Source organism: Mesorhizobium sp. WSM4848 (assembly GCF_055811375.1).
The window spans coordinates 80,823-99,473 of sequence record NZ_JBVVPX010000028.1 but is presented as its reverse complement, the minus strand read 5'-3'; the positions used below and the strand labels follow the sequence as shown (position 1 = coordinate 99,473).

The 18,651-nt window shown below is 64.1% G+C and carries 18 protein-coding genes; 3 read left to right on the top strand and 15 right to left on the bottom strand.

Translation table 11 applies throughout. The features are described from left to right. Window positions 1-355 precede the first annotated feature (355 nt). The 8 genes from AC0L16_RS23390 to AC0L16_RS23355 all read right to left on the bottom strand — a co-directional run bounded on the left by AC0L16_RS23390 (window position 356) and on the right by AC0L16_RS23355 (window position 6,977). The gene (locus tag AC0L16_RS23390; protein ID WP_473623534.1) at window positions 356-874 is read right to left on the bottom strand and encodes a GNAT family N-acetyltransferase; all 519 of its coding nucleotides are present in this window, start codon (window positions 872-874) and stop codon (window positions 356-358) included. 232 nt (window positions 875-1,106) lie between these two features. Beyond that, the gene (locus tag AC0L16_RS23385) at window positions 1,107-1,835 is read right to left on the bottom strand and encodes an amino acid ABC transporter ATP-binding protein (RefSeq protein ID WP_473623539.1); all 729 of its coding nucleotides are present in this window, start codon (window positions 1,833-1,835) and stop codon (window positions 1,107-1,109) included. Window positions 1,836-1,864: 29 nt separating this feature from the next. Then, window positions 1,865-2,539, bottom strand: a complete 675-nt coding sequence (locus tag AC0L16_RS23380) for an amino acid ABC transporter permease (protein ID WP_473623532.1) — start codon at window positions 2,537-2,539, stop codon at window positions 1,865-1,867. Next, a complete protein-coding gene (locus AC0L16_RS23375; RefSeq protein ID WP_473623531.1) occupies window positions 2,536-3,207 on the bottom strand; it encodes an amino acid ABC transporter permease in 672 nt (223 codons plus the stop codon). The genes AC0L16_RS23380 and AC0L16_RS23375 overlap by 4 nt, the downstream gene beginning before the upstream one ends. 107 nt (window positions 3,208-3,314) lie before the next feature. Further along, entirely contained in the window at window positions 3,315-4,103 is a 789-nt protein-coding gene (locus AC0L16_RS23370) for an ABC transporter substrate-binding protein (RefSeq protein WP_473623530.1), read from the bottom strand. Between the two features lie 84 nt (window positions 4,104-4,187). Then, window positions 4,188-5,351, bottom strand: coding sequence for a saccharopine dehydrogenase family protein (locus tag AC0L16_RS23365; protein ID WP_473623529.1), 1,164 nt, complete (start codon window positions 5,349-5,351; stop codon window positions 4,188-4,190). Continuing rightward, window positions 5,348-5,884 (bottom strand): Lrp/AsnC family transcriptional regulator, encoded by a 537-nt coding sequence (locus AC0L16_RS23360; RefSeq protein ID WP_051505748.1) that lies wholly within the window; start codon window positions 5,882-5,884, stop codon window positions 5,348-5,350. Before AC0L16_RS23360 ends, AC0L16_RS23365 begins: the two co-directional genes overlap by 4 nt. A 169-nt stretch (window positions 5,885-6,053) precedes the next feature. Continuing rightward, the gene (locus AC0L16_RS23355; RefSeq protein ID WP_473623527.1) at window positions 6,054-6,977 is read right to left on the bottom strand and encodes a LysR family transcriptional regulator; all 924 of its coding nucleotides are present in this window, start codon (window positions 6,975-6,977) and stop codon (window positions 6,054-6,056) included. Between the two features lie 93 nt (window positions 6,978-7,070). On the opposite strand from AC0L16_RS23355, the gene AC0L16_RS23350 reads away from it, so the two are divergent. Then, window positions 7,071-7,901, top strand: a complete 831-nt coding sequence (locus AC0L16_RS23350) for an NAD(P)H-dependent oxidoreductase (protein ID WP_473623526.1) — start codon at window positions 7,071-7,073, stop codon at window positions 7,899-7,901. A 50-nt stretch (window positions 7,902-7,951) separates the two neighbouring features. Here AC0L16_RS23350 and AC0L16_RS23345 read toward each other — a convergent pair whose 3' ends face one another. The 3 genes from AC0L16_RS23345 to AC0L16_RS23335 form a co-directional block, all read right to left on the bottom strand. After that, complete coding sequence (locus AC0L16_RS23345) at window positions 7,952-8,677, bottom strand: 3-keto-5-aminohexanoate cleavage protein (protein WP_473623525.1); 726 nt, start codon at window positions 8,675-8,677, stop codon at window positions 7,952-7,954. A 382-nt stretch (window positions 8,678-9,059) separates the two neighbouring features. Continuing rightward, window positions 9,060-10,415, bottom strand: coding sequence for a sigma-54-dependent transcriptional regulator (locus AC0L16_RS23340; protein ID WP_473623523.1), 1,356 nt, complete (start codon window positions 10,413-10,415; stop codon window positions 9,060-9,062). A gap of 13 nt (window positions 10,416-10,428) precedes the next feature. Next, window positions 10,429-12,288, bottom strand: coding sequence for a sensor histidine kinase (locus AC0L16_RS23335; RefSeq protein ID WP_473623522.1), 1,860 nt, complete (start codon window positions 12,286-12,288; stop codon window positions 10,429-10,431). Between the two features lie 240 nt (window positions 12,289-12,528). Here AC0L16_RS23335 and AC0L16_RS23330 point away from each other — a divergent pair, with 240 nt between their 5' ends. After that, complete coding sequence (locus AC0L16_RS23330; RefSeq protein WP_473623521.1) at window positions 12,529-13,860, top strand: dicarboxylate/amino acid:cation symporter; 1,332 nt, start codon at window positions 12,529-12,531, stop codon at window positions 13,858-13,860. 466 nt (window positions 13,861-14,326) lie between these two features. Further along, window positions 14,327-15,391 carry a glycosyltransferase family 2 protein gene (locus tag AC0L16_RS23325; protein WP_473623520.1) on the top strand — a complete coding sequence of 355 codons (1,065 nt, stop codon included), beginning with the start codon at window positions 14,327-14,329 and terminating at the stop codon, window positions 15,389-15,391. Between the two features lie 45 nt (window positions 15,392-15,436). Here AC0L16_RS23325 and AC0L16_RS23320 read toward each other — a convergent pair whose 3' ends face one another. The 4 genes from AC0L16_RS23320 to AC0L16_RS23305 form a co-directional block, all read right to left on the bottom strand. Further along, the gene (locus AC0L16_RS23320) at window positions 15,437-15,682 is read right to left on the bottom strand and encodes a DUF982 domain-containing protein (protein WP_473526936.1); all 246 of its coding nucleotides are present in this window, start codon (window positions 15,680-15,682) and stop codon (window positions 15,437-15,439) included. A 187-nt stretch (window positions 15,683-15,869) separates the two neighbouring features. Then, window positions 15,870-16,676 carry an ABC transporter permease gene (locus AC0L16_RS23315; protein ID WP_473623519.1) on the bottom strand — a complete coding sequence of 269 codons (807 nt, stop codon included), beginning with the start codon at window positions 16,674-16,676 and terminating at the stop codon, window positions 15,870-15,872. Next, window positions 16,676-17,509 carry an ABC transporter permease gene (locus tag AC0L16_RS23310; protein WP_473623518.1) on the bottom strand — a complete coding sequence of 278 codons (834 nt, stop codon included), beginning with the start codon at window positions 17,507-17,509 and terminating at the stop codon, window positions 16,676-16,678. Before AC0L16_RS23310 ends, AC0L16_RS23315 begins: the two co-directional genes overlap by 1 nt. A gap of 24 nt (window positions 17,510-17,533) precedes the next feature. Beyond that, window positions 17,534-18,646, bottom strand: a complete 1,113-nt coding sequence (locus AC0L16_RS23305; protein ID WP_473623537.1) for an ABC transporter substrate-binding protein — start codon at window positions 18,644-18,646, stop codon at window positions 17,534-17,536. Window positions 18,647-18,651: the final 5 nt, after the last annotated feature.

Below are 18,651 nucleotides of genomic sequence, written 5' to 3'. Positions count from 1 at the left end.
TTCGACAAGCAGCGGCGCGCGGACGGGACCTTCGAACGGCACTACACCTGCGACCCCAAGGACTGAATGTTGACCGAAGGGAGCTGGGGAGGATCTCAAAATGATCATGTCAGTTGTTAAGTCCCTCGCGCCTGTGACGCTCGGCACCGTGCTGATCGCAATCAGTCCGGCTTCATTGTCGGCTTCTGACGCTCAGGACCTCGCGTTCGCTCACGCTGACATGCCAATCAAACAGCTGAATGACGTCTATTTGGATTGCGAACGGGGAGGCCGCCGGTGCGCTGGGGACGGAAGACGTGATGTACTGTTCGATGCGCGAGTTCCGACTAGGCGCGCGATAGCAGTTTGCGCATAATCAACGATGCATGGCCTTCTGCACCGTGCGACGCGGCCCTGCGATCGACCACTTCGAACCATGTTTGCGGTAAAAGGCCATTGCCCGGTCGTTTCCCTCGAGCACTTCGAGTGCGATGCTCGGGATGCCGGAATGGGCGGCAAAGACAGCGTGCAATATATTAGCGGCTAGCGCGGTGCTGTACTCGCTTTGATCGATGTGGAGCCGGTCAAGCATGACGTCGCCGGCTTCATTCATCTTAGCCATCGCGTAGCCGGCAATCGAGCCGTCTGGCCGTTCTGCCACGAACGACATTTTGTTGGTGTCTGTCAGTTCCGCCGCAATCCGCTGCAGCGTGTGATCTTCATCCGAAATCCGGGCCGCGGTCTCGGCACCCATGATTGGCGAGTACGTCCTGCGCCAAGACTCTCCAATGAGCAGCGATACCGACGGCACGTCCTGCTCAGTCATGGCTCTGATTTGCGTCATCGATAACGTCCCCTGCCGGTCAATTATAGCGTTGCCGGACGGGCCGCTCAAATTCGGAGCGGCGGCCTACCGCCGCTTCATCGCATGGGGGTCACGCCGTTCCCTACACCTACCATCAGGCATGGTCCGCAGGTCGACTCCTACCGATGAGCTAACGTCCGCTCTGGAGAAGCACCGCGAATGTCTGAACATGGCGCTAATTGCTCGTTCCCATCGACGAGACGAATGGCAACATTCCACCCGTCTCGGCCATTGGCGACAGCCAGCCGGTTGAGTTTTGACTCTAATGCCGCAGAATCTTGCTCAGGAAGGCGCGGCTGCGGTCGGTCTTGGGGTGCGAGAAGAATTCATCCGGCGTGCCGCTCTCGACGATGGCGCCGGCATCCATGAACACCACGCGCTGGGCGACCTTGCGGGCAAAGCCCATTTCGTGGGTCACCACCATCATGGTCATGCCTTCCTCGGCCACCGCGACCATGACGTCGAGCACTTCCGAGATCATCTCGGGGTCGAGCGCCGAGGTCGGCTCGTCGAACAGCATGATCTTGGGGCGCATGCCGAGGCAGCGGGCGATCGCCACGCGCTGCTGCTGACCGCCGGAGAGTTGCGCCGGATAGGCGTTGACCTTGTCGGCAAGGCCGACCTTGGCGAGCAGCTCGCGCCCGGCCTTCTCGGCCTCAGTGCGCGGAATCTTGCGGACATGGATCGGCGCCAGCGCGACGTTCTCGAGCGCCGTCTTGTGCGGATAGAGGTTGAACGACTGGAAGACGAAGCCGATCTCGGTGCGCAGCTGCGTCATGTTGGTGGCGGGGTCGCCGAGGCGCTGGCCGTCGACCACCAGGTCGCCGTCGCGGATCGTCTCCAGCCCGTTGATGCAGCGGATCAAGGTGCTCTTGCCCGAGCCGCTCGGGCCGCAGACGACGACCACCTCGCGCGGCTCGACGCTCAGCGTGATATCCTTCAGCACATTGAGCGCGCCGAACCATTTGTTGACGCCGCGAAACTCGATCATGCCGGTACCATTTTTGCTGAGGTTCAACGTCACAACTGCACCTCGCCATGGGCCGCACCCATGCGCTGCTCAAGCCGGCGGGCCAGCAGGATCAGCGGATAACAGACGACGAAATAGCCGAGGCCGACGAGGAAGAAGACCAGCAGGCCGTTCGGCACGCGTTGCACCACCAGCCAGCCGACGCGGGTGAGGTCGGTGAGCCCGATAGCCGAAACGACAGAGGAATCCTTGATCAGCAGCACATATTGCCCGACCAGCGGCGGCAGCACGATGCGCATCGCCTGCGGCAGCACCACCTGGCGCATGCGCTGCCAGCGCGACAGACCGGACGCCAGCGCCGCCTCGACCTGGCCGGTCGGCACCGAGCTGATGCCGGCGACGACGATTTCGCAGATGAAGCAGGCGGCCAGATTGGTCAGCGCGATGATGCCGGCAGTGAAGGCGTCGAGCTCGATGCCGAGTTCAGGCAGGATGAAGAAGATCAGGAAGATCTGCACCAGGAACGGCGTGCCGCGGATCAGGTCGACCCAGGCGCCGATCACGCCACTGATCAGCCGGTTGCCGCCGGTCCGCAGGATGCCGAGGCCAAAGCCGATCAGCGTGCCCAGCACCAGGCTGATCAGCGACAGCACCACGGTCATGCCGAGGCCGCGCAGGGCGAGGGGATAGCTGCCGGCTATGCTTTGCAGCTGCTGCCAGATCATGTCCGTGCCCCCGCGAGGCCGAGCCAGCGCCCGGACAGTGCCGCCAGTCCCTTCAGCCCGTAATAGAGCAGCAGGTAGAAGGCGGCGATGGTGATGAAACCTTCCGCCGGCATGAAGCGGTCGGAGGCGAGCAATTGCCCGGCGCGCGTCAGCTCGGCGACCGCGATCAGCGATAGCAACGCGGAATCCTTGACCAGCACGATCGCCTGGCCGAGCAGCGGCGGGATTGTCACCTTGAAGGCCTGCGGCAGGATGACCAGGCGCATGCGCTGGATGTAGGTCATGCCGGAGGCGACGCCAGCCTCGACCTGGCCGCGCGGGATCGACAGGATGCCGGCGCGGATGATCTCGGCGACATAGGCGCCGCTGTTCAGCGACAAAGCAAGGATGCCGACGACGAGCTCAGGCAGAATGATGCCGAGCCGCGGCAGGCCGAAATAGAGGAAATAAAGCTGCGCCAGCAAGGGCGTGGCGCGCACCGCGTCGATATAGGCCTTGGCCGGCACGCGAAACAGCCAGCCGCGCTGCAGGTTCATGGCGGCGAGCACGATGCCGACGGCGAGCGCCCCGGCAAAAGAAAGGACAGACAGCCACACGGTCGTGACGAGGCCCTGCCCGAACAGGGGCAGATATTCGACAATGGTGCGGAAGCTGAAATTTTCGAGCATCGCTGGGCGGTGAATGGTGAATAGGGATTAGCGAATAGCGAGTAGCGAGTAGCGAGTAGCGATTTACTACTCACTATTCACTATTCACTATTGGCTATTCACTCCACTCAGTGATCCTTCTTCCAATCGTCGGAATTGACCCAGTAGTCGAGGTTCTTCTGCAGGCGGCCGTCGAGGCTGACCTGATCGAGGAACAGGTTCATCCAGGTCAGCAGGTCCTGCTCGTCATAGCGCGTGGCGAAGGCCAGCGGCTCCTTCGACAGCATGTCCGGCATGACGGTGAAGCTGCCGGCCGGGTAGGCGGTCGACTGGCCCTTGACCGCCGAGACGTCGTTGACGCCGCAATCGGCCTGGCCGTTGTTGACGGCGTCAAGCAGCAGCGGGCCGCCGCCCTTGTAGCTCTTGATGTCGGCGTCGGGGAAGGCCTTCTTGGCCTCCTTCTCGCCGGTGGCGCCGAGCAGCACGGCGATCTTGGTGCCCTTGGCCTTGCAATCCTCGGTGGATTTGAACTTGCCGTCGGCCTTGGTGAAGACGGTGCTGCCGGTGTACATGTAAGGCTTGGTGAAGGCGACCTTCATCGCCCGCGCCAGCGTCGGCGTCATGTCGGCGACGAGAAGATCGGCCTTGCCCGACAGCAGCGCCGGGATCAGACCGTCCCAATCGAAATCCAAAAAGGTGATCTTGACGCCCATTTCCTTGGCCATCAGTTCGGCAAGCTCGACCGAACTGCCGGTGCGTTCGCCGGCAGCGCCGACCAGCGAGAAGGGTGGTCCCTGCGTCTGCACGGCAACGCGCAACTCGCCGCGCTTGGTGATCTCGTCGAGCGTTCCGGCACTGGCCGCGACAGTGAGGCCGGCGAGCGCAAGGCCTGCGATGAAAAGCTTGGCAATATTCATTAGGCATTCCTCCTTGTTGTCGTTTGTTATTTTCACTTTGTTGTTCCACCCCTTGGGGTGCTTTTTGAGCGGCATGAAAATCCTTCAGTCCCAGTCGATCGTTTCGGATACGCGTATACCGCGCCGGGCCAGTTCATCGAGAAAGCGGCCGTCGGGCACATGCAACAGCGGGTTGAGCAGGCCGGGCTCGGTGATTTCGCCCCGCGCCAGCATCTGCGCCACGATGCTGGCGGGATAACCGACGCCGAGGCTCATGCCGAACAGGCCGGAGGCCAGATCGCGCTCGATGACCAAGTCCGATGTTACCGTCTTGCGGCGGCCGCCTTGGGTGCCGGTAAAGACATTGCGCATCACGCAAAGGTCCTTCTCGTCGGCGCCATATTGCAGTTGCGGGCCGAGCAGCCGGCCGAGAAATTCACGTGGGCTGGCGCCAACACCGGGTACCTTGTCTTCGGAAAGGAAGCCAAGCTCCTTCAGCGGCGCCCAGAACGCCGACCAACCCGGCCAGCGCAACGAATAGCGGCCGGAGCGCTGCAGCCCCTTGGCGGCGGCAAGCATGCCGGCGTAGTGCGGCGCATCGCCATTGGGGAAGGCTTCCAGCCTGCCGAGCCCCGAGACCTCGATCTCGTGGATAAAGCGATTTTCATGTTGCTGGCCGGCCGGCACATCGACCCGCTTGCCGTTCTCGACCAGCACGCTGTCGCGGTTCTGGCTCATCAGAACCATGTCAAAATTCCAGCTCACCTTGTAGCATAGCGGCTTGGCCATCGCCTTCGGTTCGGGGATACCGCCGCAATAGGAATCGATCGCGGTGATGGCGTCGAACTGACGGGCGGCGCGCGCGTAGAGCACAAGGTCGATGCCGGGGTCGAGCCCGCATTCGGTCATGATCGAAACGCCGGCCGCTTCCGCCGCCGGTTCGAGGTCGGCGATCGTCTTGCCGTAATTGGTGGTGACCAGCGGCGTGCGCGTCGCGATCGCGGCCAGCACCGCCTCGCGCATCAGCGGCTGCGGCAACAGGTCGATTGCGGCGTCGACACCCGCCAGCACGTTCGCCAACACAGGGGCGATCGCGCCTTCGGGCACCACGAAACGCACGCGGGCAACGTCGGCCAGGCCGCCAAGCCGGGCTGGCCCATTCGGCGCAGTATCGACGCAGACGACCTCTTCGACATCGGCGCTGGCGACGAGATCGGCGATCGCCGCCCGGCCTTGCAGGCCGAGGCCGCCGAGAACCGCGATCTTCATGGTATTTCCTTTCGCCCAGTTTCGTCGCGCCCAGTTTCGTCGCGCTTGGTCTCGTCCGACCAGCAGCCTTCCGGCAGGCTGACCCATTTGTTGCAGGAGGCCATGACGACGAACGTCTCGCTGCGCACGACTTCGCCCGGCTCGCCGGCGCCGGGGATCAGCTCGCTGGTAACGCGATAGAGATCGGCGACATCGCCGGCCACCGTCACGTCGACGATGATGTCGAAGCGTCCGGTGACCACCGAGGCTGAGTTCACGAAAGGCAGTTCGGCGATGCGCTGCGCCAGTTCCCGGGCGCGGCCGCGCCCCTGCGCATTGATGCCGACGATCGCCGAGATCAATTCTGGGCGCTCGGTCAGGTTGAGCAGCCCGACGATCTTGAGCAGGTTGCGGTCAAGCAGGTTGCGCAGCCGCATGCGCACCGTCGGGACGGAGACGGCCATCTTCTCGGCGAGCCGATTGACGCCAAGCTGCGCATCCTGCGACAGCAGCTTGACCAGTCGCCGGTCGGTCTGATCGAGATGTTCCCGCAAACACTCAGGCTTTCATAAATGGAAAGAATTTATCGTATTTTCTTTCTGATATGAAAACAGCTTAGGGCGTATCTTTTTAAATCGCAAGAGCGTTCGGCCGCTGTCAACAAGGCCGCATCCCGGAAGACGGGAGGGCTTTGCCAGCCGCAGCCGACCGAGGGCATGCCGACTAACGCGGTTTCTCGATCCCAGGAATGCCGCCGATCCGCTCGGCGAGAAAATCGACCAGCAGCCGGACCCTGGCAATGCCGGCGCGCTCCGGGACGATCAGCATGCTCAGCGGAATGGGAGGCGGGGCGAAGTCGGGCAGGATCACTTCCAGCCGGCCGGCGGCGAGGAGATCGTCGACAAGCCAGTGATGGGCAGGTGCGATGCCGCGACCGGCGACGAGCGCTTCGCGTGCGGCAAGCCCATGGTCGACCCGAAATCGGCCGCCAATGGGCACCGCATGGCGTTCTCCGCCCGGTCCCTGCAGGGCGAGCGTGTCGCTTCCCGCGATGTTCGACATCCGGATGCCTTCGTGGCCAGGCAGATCCTGTGGGACGGCCGGTCTGCCCCGCGCCGCCAGATAGGCGGGCGACGCCACCAGCAAACGCCGGGACTGGCCGAGCGCCCGCAGTTTCATCGAGCTGTCGGTGAGCGGACCGAGGCGAAGCGCGATGTCGACGCCCTCCCGCACAAGGTCAATGCGCTCGTCGGTGAGGCTGAGATCGACCCCGATGTCGGGGTAGCGGTCCTGAAAGGCGAAGATCAGCCGGCTGATGTGCAAGACCCCGAGCGCCGCCGTGCAGGATATCCGGATCGTGCCGGCCGAAGCGCCGCGGGTGCCCCGTGCCTCGTCGCCGGCCTGCTCAACGAGGCGCAGGATCTGGACGCTGTCGGCATAGTAACGGCTGCCTTCATCGGTCATCGTGACACGCCGGGTGGTCCTGCTGAGCAAGGGCACCCCGACGGCGTCTTCGAGCTCACGCAAATGCCGAGTGACCGTCGACTGCCCAACTCCGAGCTCGCGCGCCACCGCCGACAGGCTACCGCGCTCGGCGACGCGAACGAAGGTGCGCATGCGCTCGAGGGTCACATCAGATCTATCCATTATTCGGCATAATCTTATGCATTGCTCAGATGTAGCGGATCACCCAGGGGCTGGCTACCTTCAGCGTTCATTGTCCTTCTTCGGAGTTGATCCATGAAAGTCCTGCTTGTTTTTGCTCATCCTGAACCGCGTTCGCTCAACGGCGCATTGCGTGACGTCGCCATCAGGGAACTCGAGGCCCAGGGCCACGAGGTGCTGATATCGGACCTCTATGCCGATGGCTGGAAAGCCGAGGTGGACCGTGCCGACTTTCCGTCGTGGCCTCCCGAAGCACGCTTCCTGCCGGCTGGGGCATCCAAAAAGGCTTTTGTGACCAACACGCTAACCGAAGATGTTAAAGCAGAGATCGACAAGCTGCTGTGGGCCGACACGCTGATCCTCCAGTTCCCGCTGTGGTGGTACGCCATGCCGGCGATCCTCAAGGGCTGGGTCGACCGGGTGTACGCCTACGGCTTCGCCTATGGTGTCGGCGAGCACAGCGACAAGCGATGGGGTGACCGCTTTGGCGAGGGAACGCTCGCCGGCAAGCGCGCGATGCTGATCGTGACCGCCGGCGGCTGGGAGGAGCATTATTCCGCCCGCGGCGTCAATGGCCCGATCGACGACCTGTTATTCCCGATCAATCACGGGATCCTTTACTATCCGGGCTACCACGTGCTGCCGCCGTTCGTCGTCTACAGAGTGGATCGTTTCGGCGAGGCCGATTTCGAGCCTGTCGCGGAGCGCCTGCGCGAAAGGATGCGGACGCTCGAGACAACCCGGCCGATTCCCTATCGGCAGCAGAATGGCGGCGACTACCACATCCCGAGCATGCAGCTCCGCTCTGTACTGGGCGACCCGGGCGCCACAGGCTTTGCGCTCCACGAGGATCGCGCAATCGCGAAATCGGCGACGCCGCGTTCGACTTTGCGGGACGTGGCCTGACGCAGCATCCCGAGAAGATCGGGCAAGGCGCCCGAAACCTACGGGATGAATCAGCGACCGGCCCGGAAGATCGCGACGGCAGCAGCCGTCAGTGCGGCATTGCCTGATGCCGTAGTGCCGTCCGGAAGCGCCTTGCCGTCTTCCAGCCCGACGCGCGTCGACCAGTTGCGCTCCGCCGCCCTGCGCACGAACGGCCATACCGTGGCGTCGGCGCCGTGCAGCAGGATGGCGCGACGCAGTCCGGCCCGGTCGAGCACGGCGGCGATGCCGTCGCAGGCTTCCAGCGCCTCGTCCAACTCCTGCTCGGAAATCTCGATCAGGATGCGCAGCACCTGGCTGCCATGGTCGAGGCGGACCAGGCGCTCTGCGTCAGCGACGGAGGCGAGTCCGGCCTCGATGCCGATGCCGCGCTGCCGCAGGCTTTGCATGACCTCGGGTGCGGCTTCCTCGCTCAGATTGACCGAGGCGTAGTCAGGCAATTCGGTCCAGCCGGTGATCGCGGCAAGCGTGCGCTCGTCATTATTCTCGATCCAGGCGCCGGTCGAGACGCCGATCAGCGTTCCCGGGCAGGCGCGGCGCAGCGTCAGCACGGTCCGGTCTATCGTCGCCGGCGCAAGGCTTTCGCGGCCATTTAGCCCGCGTGCATGAACATGCAGCTCGGCCGCACCGGCGGCCACGCAGGCGGCGCCGTCACGCGCCATGGTTTCGGGATCAAGCGGCAGCTGCGGATGGAAATCGGCGCTGCGCGCGCCATTGATGCAGGTCTGGACAATCATGGAGGTGGTGGTCCGGTTGAAGTCCGGCAGTCTAGCGCATGTTCGCGGACACAGGAATCGGGTGAGTGTCAGGAGAGTTGCTGCGGTGGAGGGATGTTCGCAGACGTTGGTGCTGCCCCTCATTGCCCTGCTGCAGCCTTACCTTAAAGCTTTCAGCGTAGCGCCATCTGCGAAGCTGCCGATCTCCCCCCTTGCGGGGGAGATGTCCGGCAGGACAGAGGGGGGAAGGAACAGCCTAAGGGCGTGGCAGGTCGGAGGGACAGCACCCCCTCTGCCTTGCCAGGCATCTCCCCCGCAAGGGGGGAGATTGGATGCCGCTTCGGCTTTCGCCAACCACCAACGCTGGAGACAGGGCAGATGAGGGCAGCGCCGACATTGGCCATTACCTCGAAAACTCGCTGCGCACGATGCCGTGGCGCTGGAGCTTGTCGTAGAAGGTCTTGCGCGGAATCCCCAGTGCTTCGATCGTGCGCCTGACGTCGCCTTCGTTGCGGTTAAGCGTCTCGCGGATGATGTCGGCCTCGTAGCGCTCCAGCCGCTCCGGCAGCTTCATGGCGGCGTCCGGCTGGGCTGGGGCAGGGGATGGCGCTCCAGCGTCTTCCTCCAGTCCAAGCACAAAGCGTTCGGCGAAATGCGCGAGCTCGCGTACATTGCCCGGCCAGTCATGGTGGCTCAGATGGCGGTGCACCGCGGCCGGCACCGCCGGCAGCGGACGCCGGAAGCGGGCGGCGGCGCGCTCGGCGAAGTAGAAGAACAGCAGGGCGACGTCGTCGCGGCGCTCGCGCAGCGGCGGAATGGAGATCGTCACCACGTTGAGCCGGTAATAGAGATCCTCGCGGAACGCGCCGCGCTGGCGCGGATCGCCGAGATCGACCTTGGCAGCGGCAACGACGCGCAGGTCGACCGGCCGCATTTCGTTGGTGCCGAGCGGGGTGACCTCGCGCATTTCCAGCACGCGCAGCATCTGCACCTGTGTCGAGACCGGCATGCTTTCGATCTCGTCGAGGAACAGCGTGCCGCCGCTGGCGTGCTCGATACGGCCGATCCGCTTCTTCTGCGCCCCGGTGAAGGCGCCGGCCTCGTGGCCGAACAATTCGCTCTCGATGACCGTTTCGGGCAGCGTGCCGCAGTTCAGCGCGACGAAATTGCCCTTGGCGCGGCGACTCCAGCGATGCAAAAGGCTGGCTACCACTTCCTTGCCGGAGCCGGTCTCGCCGGTCACCAGCACATCGACATCGGTGTCGGCGATCTGGCGCAGCGTGCGGCGCAGCCTTTCCATCGCCGGCGTCTGGCCGATCAGCGGCAGGCCGTCCTGCGCCTCTCCGGCCGCCTCGCGCAAGGCGCGGTTCTCCATCACCAGGTGGCGCTTTTCCGCGGCGCGGCGCACGCTCTGCACCAGCCGGTCGGCGGCGAAGGGCTTTGTGATGAAGTCGTAGGCGCCGTCCTTGATCGCCTTGACGGCAACCGCGATGTCGCCATGCCCGGTGACGAGGATGACCGGAATGTCCAGGTCCAGCCGCAGGACGCGGTCGAAAAGCTGCAAGCCGTCAATCTCAGGCATGCGGATATCCGACACGACCACGCCGGCAAAACCGGTGTCGAGCCTGGCCAGCGCTTCGGCCGCCACCGAAAAAGCCGAGACCGAAAAGCCGGCAAGCTCGAGCGTCTGCGCGGTGGCCTTGAGGAGATCGCTGTCGTCATCGACCAAGATGACCGGCGCTGCGTCGTCGTTCGTCATGCTGCCTTGGCCACTATGCTGCTTTCAAGAGATGGATGGTGAAGCGGGTGCCGCTGCCGTCGCTCGAAACCTCGATGCGTCCGCCGTAGTCGGCGACGATATCCTTCGAGATGACGAGACCAAGACCGAGGCCTTTTTCCTTGGATGTATTGAACGGCGTGAACAGCGATTTGAGAACCCCTGGCGGAATGCCGGGTCCGTTATCGGACACGCCGACCGTCACGCCGTCCGCGGTCTCCTCGACCGAAACCCGCACATGAGCGTCGTTGCGGCCGTCCAGCGCTTCAAGCGCGTTCTGGAAGAGGTTGATCAGCACCTGTTCGAGCCGGACCCGGTTGCCCATGACCTTGAGGCTCGGCGGTGGCAGGTCGATCGCCAGTGCGTCGAGCCGGCCGGCAAAGCGGCTTCTCAACAGCACGACGGCGCCCTCGATGACGCCGCGCAATTCGACAGGCTCGGCGGCGGTGCGGCCCTTGCGGGCAAAGGCTTTCAATTCTTCGGTGATGGTGCCGATGCGCTCGGTCAGTGCTGCGATGGCGCCGAGGTTTTCCTCGGCGGGCGCGGTCTGCTTCCTGTCGAGGAAGACGCGGGCGTTGTCGGCATAGGCGCGTATGGTGGCAACCGGCTGGTTGATCTCATGGGCGACGCCGGCGGCGACCTGGCCGAGGATGGCGAGGCGGTTGGCCTGGACCAGATCCTGCTGCACCACCTGCAGCTTGGCTTCCGTGCTGCGATGGTCTGATATCTCCGCCAGTAGCCGATCGCGGGCACGGCTCAGATCCTCGGTTCGTTCGACGACGCGGCGCTCGAGTTCGGTGCGGGCCGCCTGTTCGGCGGCGATCCGCATTTGTCCCGACTGCCGGCGCCACAACAGATACGCAGCAAGGCCGAGCAACGGGACCAAGACGCCGAGCGCAAGGAGCCGCATTTCACGGGCCGCGGCGGCGATCGGCGCCTCGGCCGGGACGAGATAATCGAGCCGCCAGGGGGTCGAAGCAACCGGGGCTGAAAGCCGGAGATATTCCGCGTCGCTGCCGCCGGGCGTCACCGCGTGGACGATGGATGTGTCCGGGCTGAGCGCCTGCGGGCGCGTGATCGGCAACGGCATCAGCGGTGCATCGCCGAACTGCTGGCTGTTCTGGATGGCGGCACGATCAGACGCGGCAAGCGGCGCCGTCGTCATGAAGCGCCATGACCGGACGCTGGTGATCAGGACGATACCACGCTCGTCGCTGACATAGGCCGGGCGGTTCACCTCGTGCCAGTCGGCCTCGAGCTGATCGAACTCCGCCTTGACGACGACGACGCCCAGCGGTGCGGCAGCATCGCCGACGCGGCGCGAGATATAGAGGCCTGGGCGTTTGCTGACATTGCCGAGCGCGAAATATTCGGCGGTTCCGGATTGCATCGCCGCGGAAAAATAGTCGCGGAACCGGTAGTCGTTGCCGACAAAGCTGATCGGCTCGCGCCAGTTGCTGGAGGCGATCGCCAGCCCGTCGGTGCCGATGACATAGAGCACCGAGGCCTTGGTGCCGGAGACCAGCCCTTCAAGCTTGCGGTTCAGCACATCGATTGCAGCAGCACTTTTCTGCGCCAGCGCGTCGCGCACCTGCTGGTCTTCCGACAAAAGCAGGGGCAGGGCGCGCGGGCTTTCCAGAACGGCGCGCAATAGCGCGACCTTCAGATTGGCGTCGGTGCGGCCCTGCGCCGCCAGTCCCCTGAGCTCCGTGGTGCGGCCATAGAGGCCGGCACCGTAAAGTGCGGCGGTGGCCGTCGCAAGGGCGATGGCCGCAAACAGCAGCCAGGCACGGCGCGCTCGCCTGCCGAGTTGCTCGGGCGTCGAAGGCAAGGCAGCGGCGGGGCGTTGCAGCATCGCCCATTTGTGCATGATTTCGCACAAAGCACAATTCGGCCATGCGAACATCCGCACTTTGTGAGGGCAAAGCCAAAAGTTTGAGTTCGAGGATACTCAACAAAATCAAATCGATAGCCTCTTAAGCGCAGTCTGGCACGGCAGTTGCAAACACGACTTCAGCGGTCGCGAGGCTGCTGGGGGTCAAATGCAATCGCTCCGGGAGGTCGAGCTTTCGATCGGAGCACAATGGAGGACGTCATGCAGACAGCATTCGCTGCCGCCGCGCCGCGCGGCAAACTTCCGTTCTACCGGCATCTCTATGTGCAGGTGTTGGCGGCGATCGCCGCCGGCGTGCTGCTCGGCCACTTCTATCCCGAAACCGGCGAAGCGATGAAGCCGTTCGGCGATGCCTTCATCAAGCTGGTGAAGATGGTGATCGCGCCGGTGATCTTCCTGACGGTGGCGACCGGCATCGCCGGCGTTTCCGACCTGCAGAAGGTGGGCCGCGTCGCCGGCAAGGCGATGATCTACTTCCTGGCATTCTCGACGCTGGCGCTTGTCGTCGGCCTCGTCGTCTCGAACGTCGTCCAGCCGGGCGCCGGCATGCATATCGATCCGGCCGCGCTCGATGCCACAAAGGTGGCGACCTACACCGAAAAAGCGCACGACACCAGCATCGTCGGTTTCCTGATGAACATCATCCCCGACACGATTACCGGCGCTTTCGCAAAGGGCGACATCCTGCAGGTGCTGTTCTTTTCGGTGCTGTTCGGGCTCGCTCTTGCCGCGGTCGGCGATCGCGGCCGCCCGGTCGTCGATTTCCTGCAGGCATTGACCACGCCGATCTTCCGCCTCGTCGCCATCCTGATGAAGGCCGCGCCGATCGGCGCTTTCGGCGCCATGGCATTCACCATCGGCAAATACGGCATCGGCTCGATCGCCAACCTCGCCATGCTGATCGGCACATTCTACCTGACATCGCTGCTGTTCGTGCTGGTGGTGCTGGGCGCGGTCGCCCGCTACAACGGCTTCTCGATCCTGGCGCTGATCCGCTACGTCAAGGAAGAGTTGCTGCTGGTGCTCGGCACCTCGTCCTCGGAAGCGGCACTGCCGGGCCTGATGGCCAAGATGGAGCGCGCCGGCTGCAACCGCTCGGTGGTCGGGCTGGTCGTTCCAACCGGCTATTCCTTCAACCTCGACGGCACCAATATCTACATGACGCTGGCCGCGCTGTTCATCGCCCAGGCGACCGACACGCCGCTCACCCTCGGCGACCAGATCCTGCTGCTCGCCGTCGCCATGCTGAGCTCCAAGGGCGCCGCCGGCATCACCGGCGCCGGCTTCATCACGCTGGCCGCGACGCTCTCGGTCGTGCCCGCAGTGCCGGTCGCCGGCATGGCGCTGATCCTCGGCGTCGACCGCTTCATGTCGGAATGCCGGGCGCTGACCAACTTCATCGGCAATGCGGTGGCGACCGTGGTCGTGGCGCGCTGGGAAGGGGAACTCGACCAGACCAGGTTCGCTGCCGCGATGGCAGGCGACTTGCCGGAGGAAGCCGATCTGTCGCTGCCGGGGCTGCAGGCCGCCTGAACCGTTCAGGTCTGCATGGTTATATCCCGAAGCCGGCTTGCCGCCGGCTTCGGGATAGAAGCCGCCAATCTCTAGCATCCGCAATTATCCGCAGGCCATGCCGCTGCGTGCTGCCTCAGATGTAACAGGGTTGTGAATCTTGTTCTTGGCGCGGGGCTTGTTCCAGCCGTATTTGAAGGCCAGTATCCGCAATGCCTTCAAGGTGCCCGTCCGCTTCGATCCCGACCTGATCGCGACCGAAGGCGAGACATTTCCGTCGGGCTCGGTTGCGACCGGCCGAAAACCGTCGGAGCTTTTTCTGCCGCCGACCCACGCTCTTGACCAAGGCGGCAGCCCTCGAAGGCGAGCCCGTCGCCTGATGGGAAGCCGCAGGCTTTTCCTCAGGGAACTCGTCGGACACTTGAAGAGGCGGCATGCCCGTGAGCGGGCTTTGCCGAAACCAAAGCAAGATGCGAGGTCAAATGCGATGCAGTCTGTCCCGAGGATTCCGGTATCCATCATCATTCCGAACTACAATTACGCGCGTTTCCTCAAACGCAGCATCGACAGCGCCCTGGAACAAGACTACGCGGATGTCGAAGTCATCGTCGTCGATGATGCATCGCAGGACAATTCCACGACAATCATGAAATCATATGGGGACAGGATCCTCGCCTGCCCGCGCGCGCAAAATGGCGGGCATGCCGCGGCGTTCAACACCGGCTTTGCGGCAAGCTCGGGCAAGATCGTCCTGTTCCTCGACGCCGACGATTTTCTTTATCCGACCGCCGTTTCCAGGATCGTCGACGCCTGGGATGCGGCAACGGCCCAGGTGCAGTCCAGGCTGCATATCGTCGACGAACGACAACGCATCAAGGACGTCTTTCCGCCGCCCGAACTGCCCTTCGACAGCGGCGATGTCATGCCGAAACTGCTGCACAAAGGCCGCTATCAGACGACTGTGACCAGCGGGCTGGCCTTTGATCGCACAACCCTCGAATCGATCATGCCTATACCGGAGGCGGAGTTCCGCCAGGGCGCCGATGGCTACCTTGCAACGCTGGCGCCCATGTACGGACACGTCCAGTCCATCGACGAATGCGTCGGCGCCTACCGGATCCACGGCGCCAACCATTCGGTGTTCGGTGAAAAGCTCGCCGAGCGGGCACGCTGGCGGGTAACCCACGATTTCCGCCGCATGCAGGCGCTGTCAGACCAGGCCTCCCGGATCGGCCTGACCATCGTGCCGTCGGAGGCTGTCCGCCACGATCCGGTCCATCTGGAAGAGCGGCTGGCGTCGCTGTGCGCAGACAAGCGCCAGCACCCCGTGGCCAATGATTCCCGGCTGGCGCTCGGGGCGGCGGGCGCCGTGGCCAGCCTCGAAATGACGGCGTCCCTGCGCCGGCGCGCCGTCCTTGCCGCCTGGTTCCTGTCGGTCGGGGTGTTGCCGCGGAAAATGGCGACCGCGGTGCTGTCTTGGAAGCTTGACGCCTCGTCGAGGCCGGCATTCCTCAGCCGTCTGTCCAAGACCATCCGCCACGCCATGGGGTAGCTTGCCTTAGTATGGCCCGCCATCTATCCGGCTCTGTTCGGCCACTCACTCGACCAGAACATGCGCCTCCCGCGCGGCGCCGACAAAGGCATCTCTTGCGGCTTCGGTTGTAACATCGCCGCTCATGGCCCGGCGGCATGCGCGCAGCGCTGAGCTGTGTTGCAGACTGCCGGCGTCGCGCCACTGGCCTGTCAGCAATTCGACGGCCTGTTGTGCGTTGGAAATATGTCGGATCGCTCCCGTGATGCCGACCGAAACCGCAACCGGCTTGGAAAACCATCCTTGGTTCATGGTGGAACCTTTGATGAGTTGAACCCACCAAAACGCATATCGTGGCGCAAGGTTTCATTCGCGCCTGTCACCATGGCGTGAAGGCGGCACTCCGCCGCCAGGAGTCGGCGGGCGTCCCGTTCCAACGCAACGAATGCAATGGCCTTGCGGTGCATGCCGACCCGGGTAGGGCAGGCACGCTTCTGCCCTAATGGGCCCGGCGCAGCCTGACCACAAGGCTGCGCGCCGCGAGCACCAGCACCGTGATGATGATCAGAATCACCGAGAGGGCTGCAATCGCCGGGTCGATGTTGTCGCGCAGGCCCATCCACATCAGTCTGGGCAGCGTGATGGCGTTGACCGAGGTGATGAACAGGGTGACACCGATCTCTTCCCAGGACAGCACGAAGGACAGCAGGGCGGCAGTGACGATGCCGAATTTGATGTTGGGCACGATGATGCGGGTGGCACGTTCCCACACCGTGGCGCCGAGACCGCGCGCGGCAAGGTCGATGCGCCGGTCGAGCTGGCTGAGCGACACCAGGATCAGCACCGTCGCGAACGGCACCGTCATCACCGCATGCGCCATGGCGACACCGAGCCAGGTGTCGTAGCCGAAGAACGAAGAGACGCCGGAGATCGAGGTCAGCAGGAAGTAGAGCGTGATCGCCGAGACCACCGGCGGCACCACCATCGGCAGCAGCACGAAGCCTACGAGCGCGGCCGTGAAGCGCGGCTGGAACATCCACACGCCGAGGCTGAAGCACAATGCCAGCACGGTGGAAAAGGCGCTGCTGACGACGCCGATCCTGATCGAGAGCAGGATCGAATTGATCCAGCGCGGATCCTCGATCAGCGCCCGGTAGTGACGCAGCGACAATTCGCCGGACGGCATCGCCAGCATGCGGGTCGGTGTCAGCGACACCGGGATGACGGCGAGCAGCGGCAACAGCAGGAACAGCGCCACCAGTGCGGCGAGGATCAGCGAGACGGGGCCCGGGCGGTAGGTCGGCATCAGATCAGCTGCTTCGGTCTGACATAGCGGAACAGCAGTGCCATCAGCGCGCCGACGAACAGCACCAGCACGACGCTGATCGCCGCCCCCAGGCCCCAGTCCGGGCTCTGGAAGATGCGCAGATAGATCAGCTCGGCGACCATCACGCTGCGGCCGCCGCCGAGGATCGCCGGCGTCACGAAGAAGCCGAGCGAAAAGACGAAGACGATGAGCGCCGAGCCGATGATGCCGGAGCGGGTCATTGGCACGAACACCGACCAGAAGGTGCGCATGCGGCTGGAGCCGAGCCCGCGCGCCGCCAGCAGCACGCGGTCGTCGAGGCTGCGCATCGAAGACGCCAGCGGAAACACGGCGAAGGGAATGAGGAAATGCGTCATGCCGACGATGACGCCGAATTCGTTGCGCACCAGCGTCAGCGGTTCCGAGATGAAGCCGATCGCCTGCAGCCAGGTGTTGAACAGGCCGCGATTGGAAAGCAGCGCCACCCAGCCGAAGGCGCGCGTCAGCACCGAGATCCAGAACGGCACCAGGATGCAGAACTCGGCGATCACCCGCTGCGCCGGCGTGCCGCGCACCCAGATCACGGTGATGGCGTAGGCGGCGGCAACCGAAACGATCGTGACGATTGCAGCGATGCGCAGCGTGCGGACAAACACCGACTGCACCAGCGGGTCGCTGAGCAGCGTGCCATATTGCCCGAACCCCGGCTCGGGCAGGGTGAAGCTCCAATTGACGACGCCGAAGAATGGCCAGGCGTAGGCGGCGCCAAGGAACAGCAGCAGCGGCGCCATCAACAGCGCCGCGCCCATCCTGTCGGAGAGATATGCTTTCATCTCGGCCCCGGTTATCCCGGTCTATCAGGCGGAGATGATCTTCGTGTATTCGTCGAGTGCGGCCCCGTAGTTCTTGGCGTACCACTCCATGTCGAGCGGGATCTGCTTCTTCATGTTTTCGGGGTCGACCGGGTTGATGCGCTTCTTGTCGGCGGGGATCAGCGCGTCGGTGGCCGGATTGGCCGGACCCTGGCCGAGCTTGTCGAACATGATCAGCTGCTTTTCCGGATCCTGGGCGCTGGCGATGAACTTCATCGCCGCGTCCTTGCCGCCGGGATTGCCCTTGAGCACGGCGAGCGCGCCGGGCGAGATCAGGCCCTGGTCCCAGATGAACTTGATCTTGCCGCCGGAATCCTGCTCGATCAGCGAGGCTCGGGTCGACCAGACGATGGCCATCGAAGCCTCGCCGTCGAGCAGCACGCTCTGGCTTTCGGCGCCGCCGCCCCAATAGGCAACGACATTCTCCTTGAAGGCGGCGATCTTGTCATGCGCGCGCTTGAGGTCGAGCGGGTAGAGCGAGGCCGGCGCGATGCCGTCGGCGAGCAGTGCCGCTTCCCAGCTCGACACGCCCCATTTGTAGAGCGAGCGCTTGCCGGGGAATTTCGTCACGTCGAAAAAGTCGGCCATGCCGGTCGGTGCCTGGCTGCCGAATTTCTCGGAATCGTAGGCGATGACATAGGAGAAGAAATAGGTCGAGGCGGCGTGCTCCCAGCCGAAGCCCTCGCGCATCTTCTTCTTGTCGACGATCGAGTAATCGATCGGCTCGAGCATGCCCTGCGCGCCGAGCGTGATGGCCGAGAACGGATCGACGTCGACAAGGTCCCAGGTCGGAGCGCCGCTCTTGAATTGTGCGGCGATCGCACCCTCGGTCGGACCGGAGCCGTCCATCTTGACGGTGATGCCGGTCTCCTTGGTGAAGGCCTGGCCATAGGCCGCGTCATAGGCGGTGATGGCGTCGCCGCCCCAATTGACCAGCACCAGTTCCTTGGCTTGCGCGAAGGCGCCGGTCGAGCGCAGCAGCATCGGCGTGCCGGCCAGCACGAGTGCGGCCAGCTGCGTGAACTGCCGGCGCGAGATCTCGCCGCGCACCGCCCTGGCGGACAGTGTCTCGATGGAGTGTTTCCTGGTTTCGCTCATCTCTG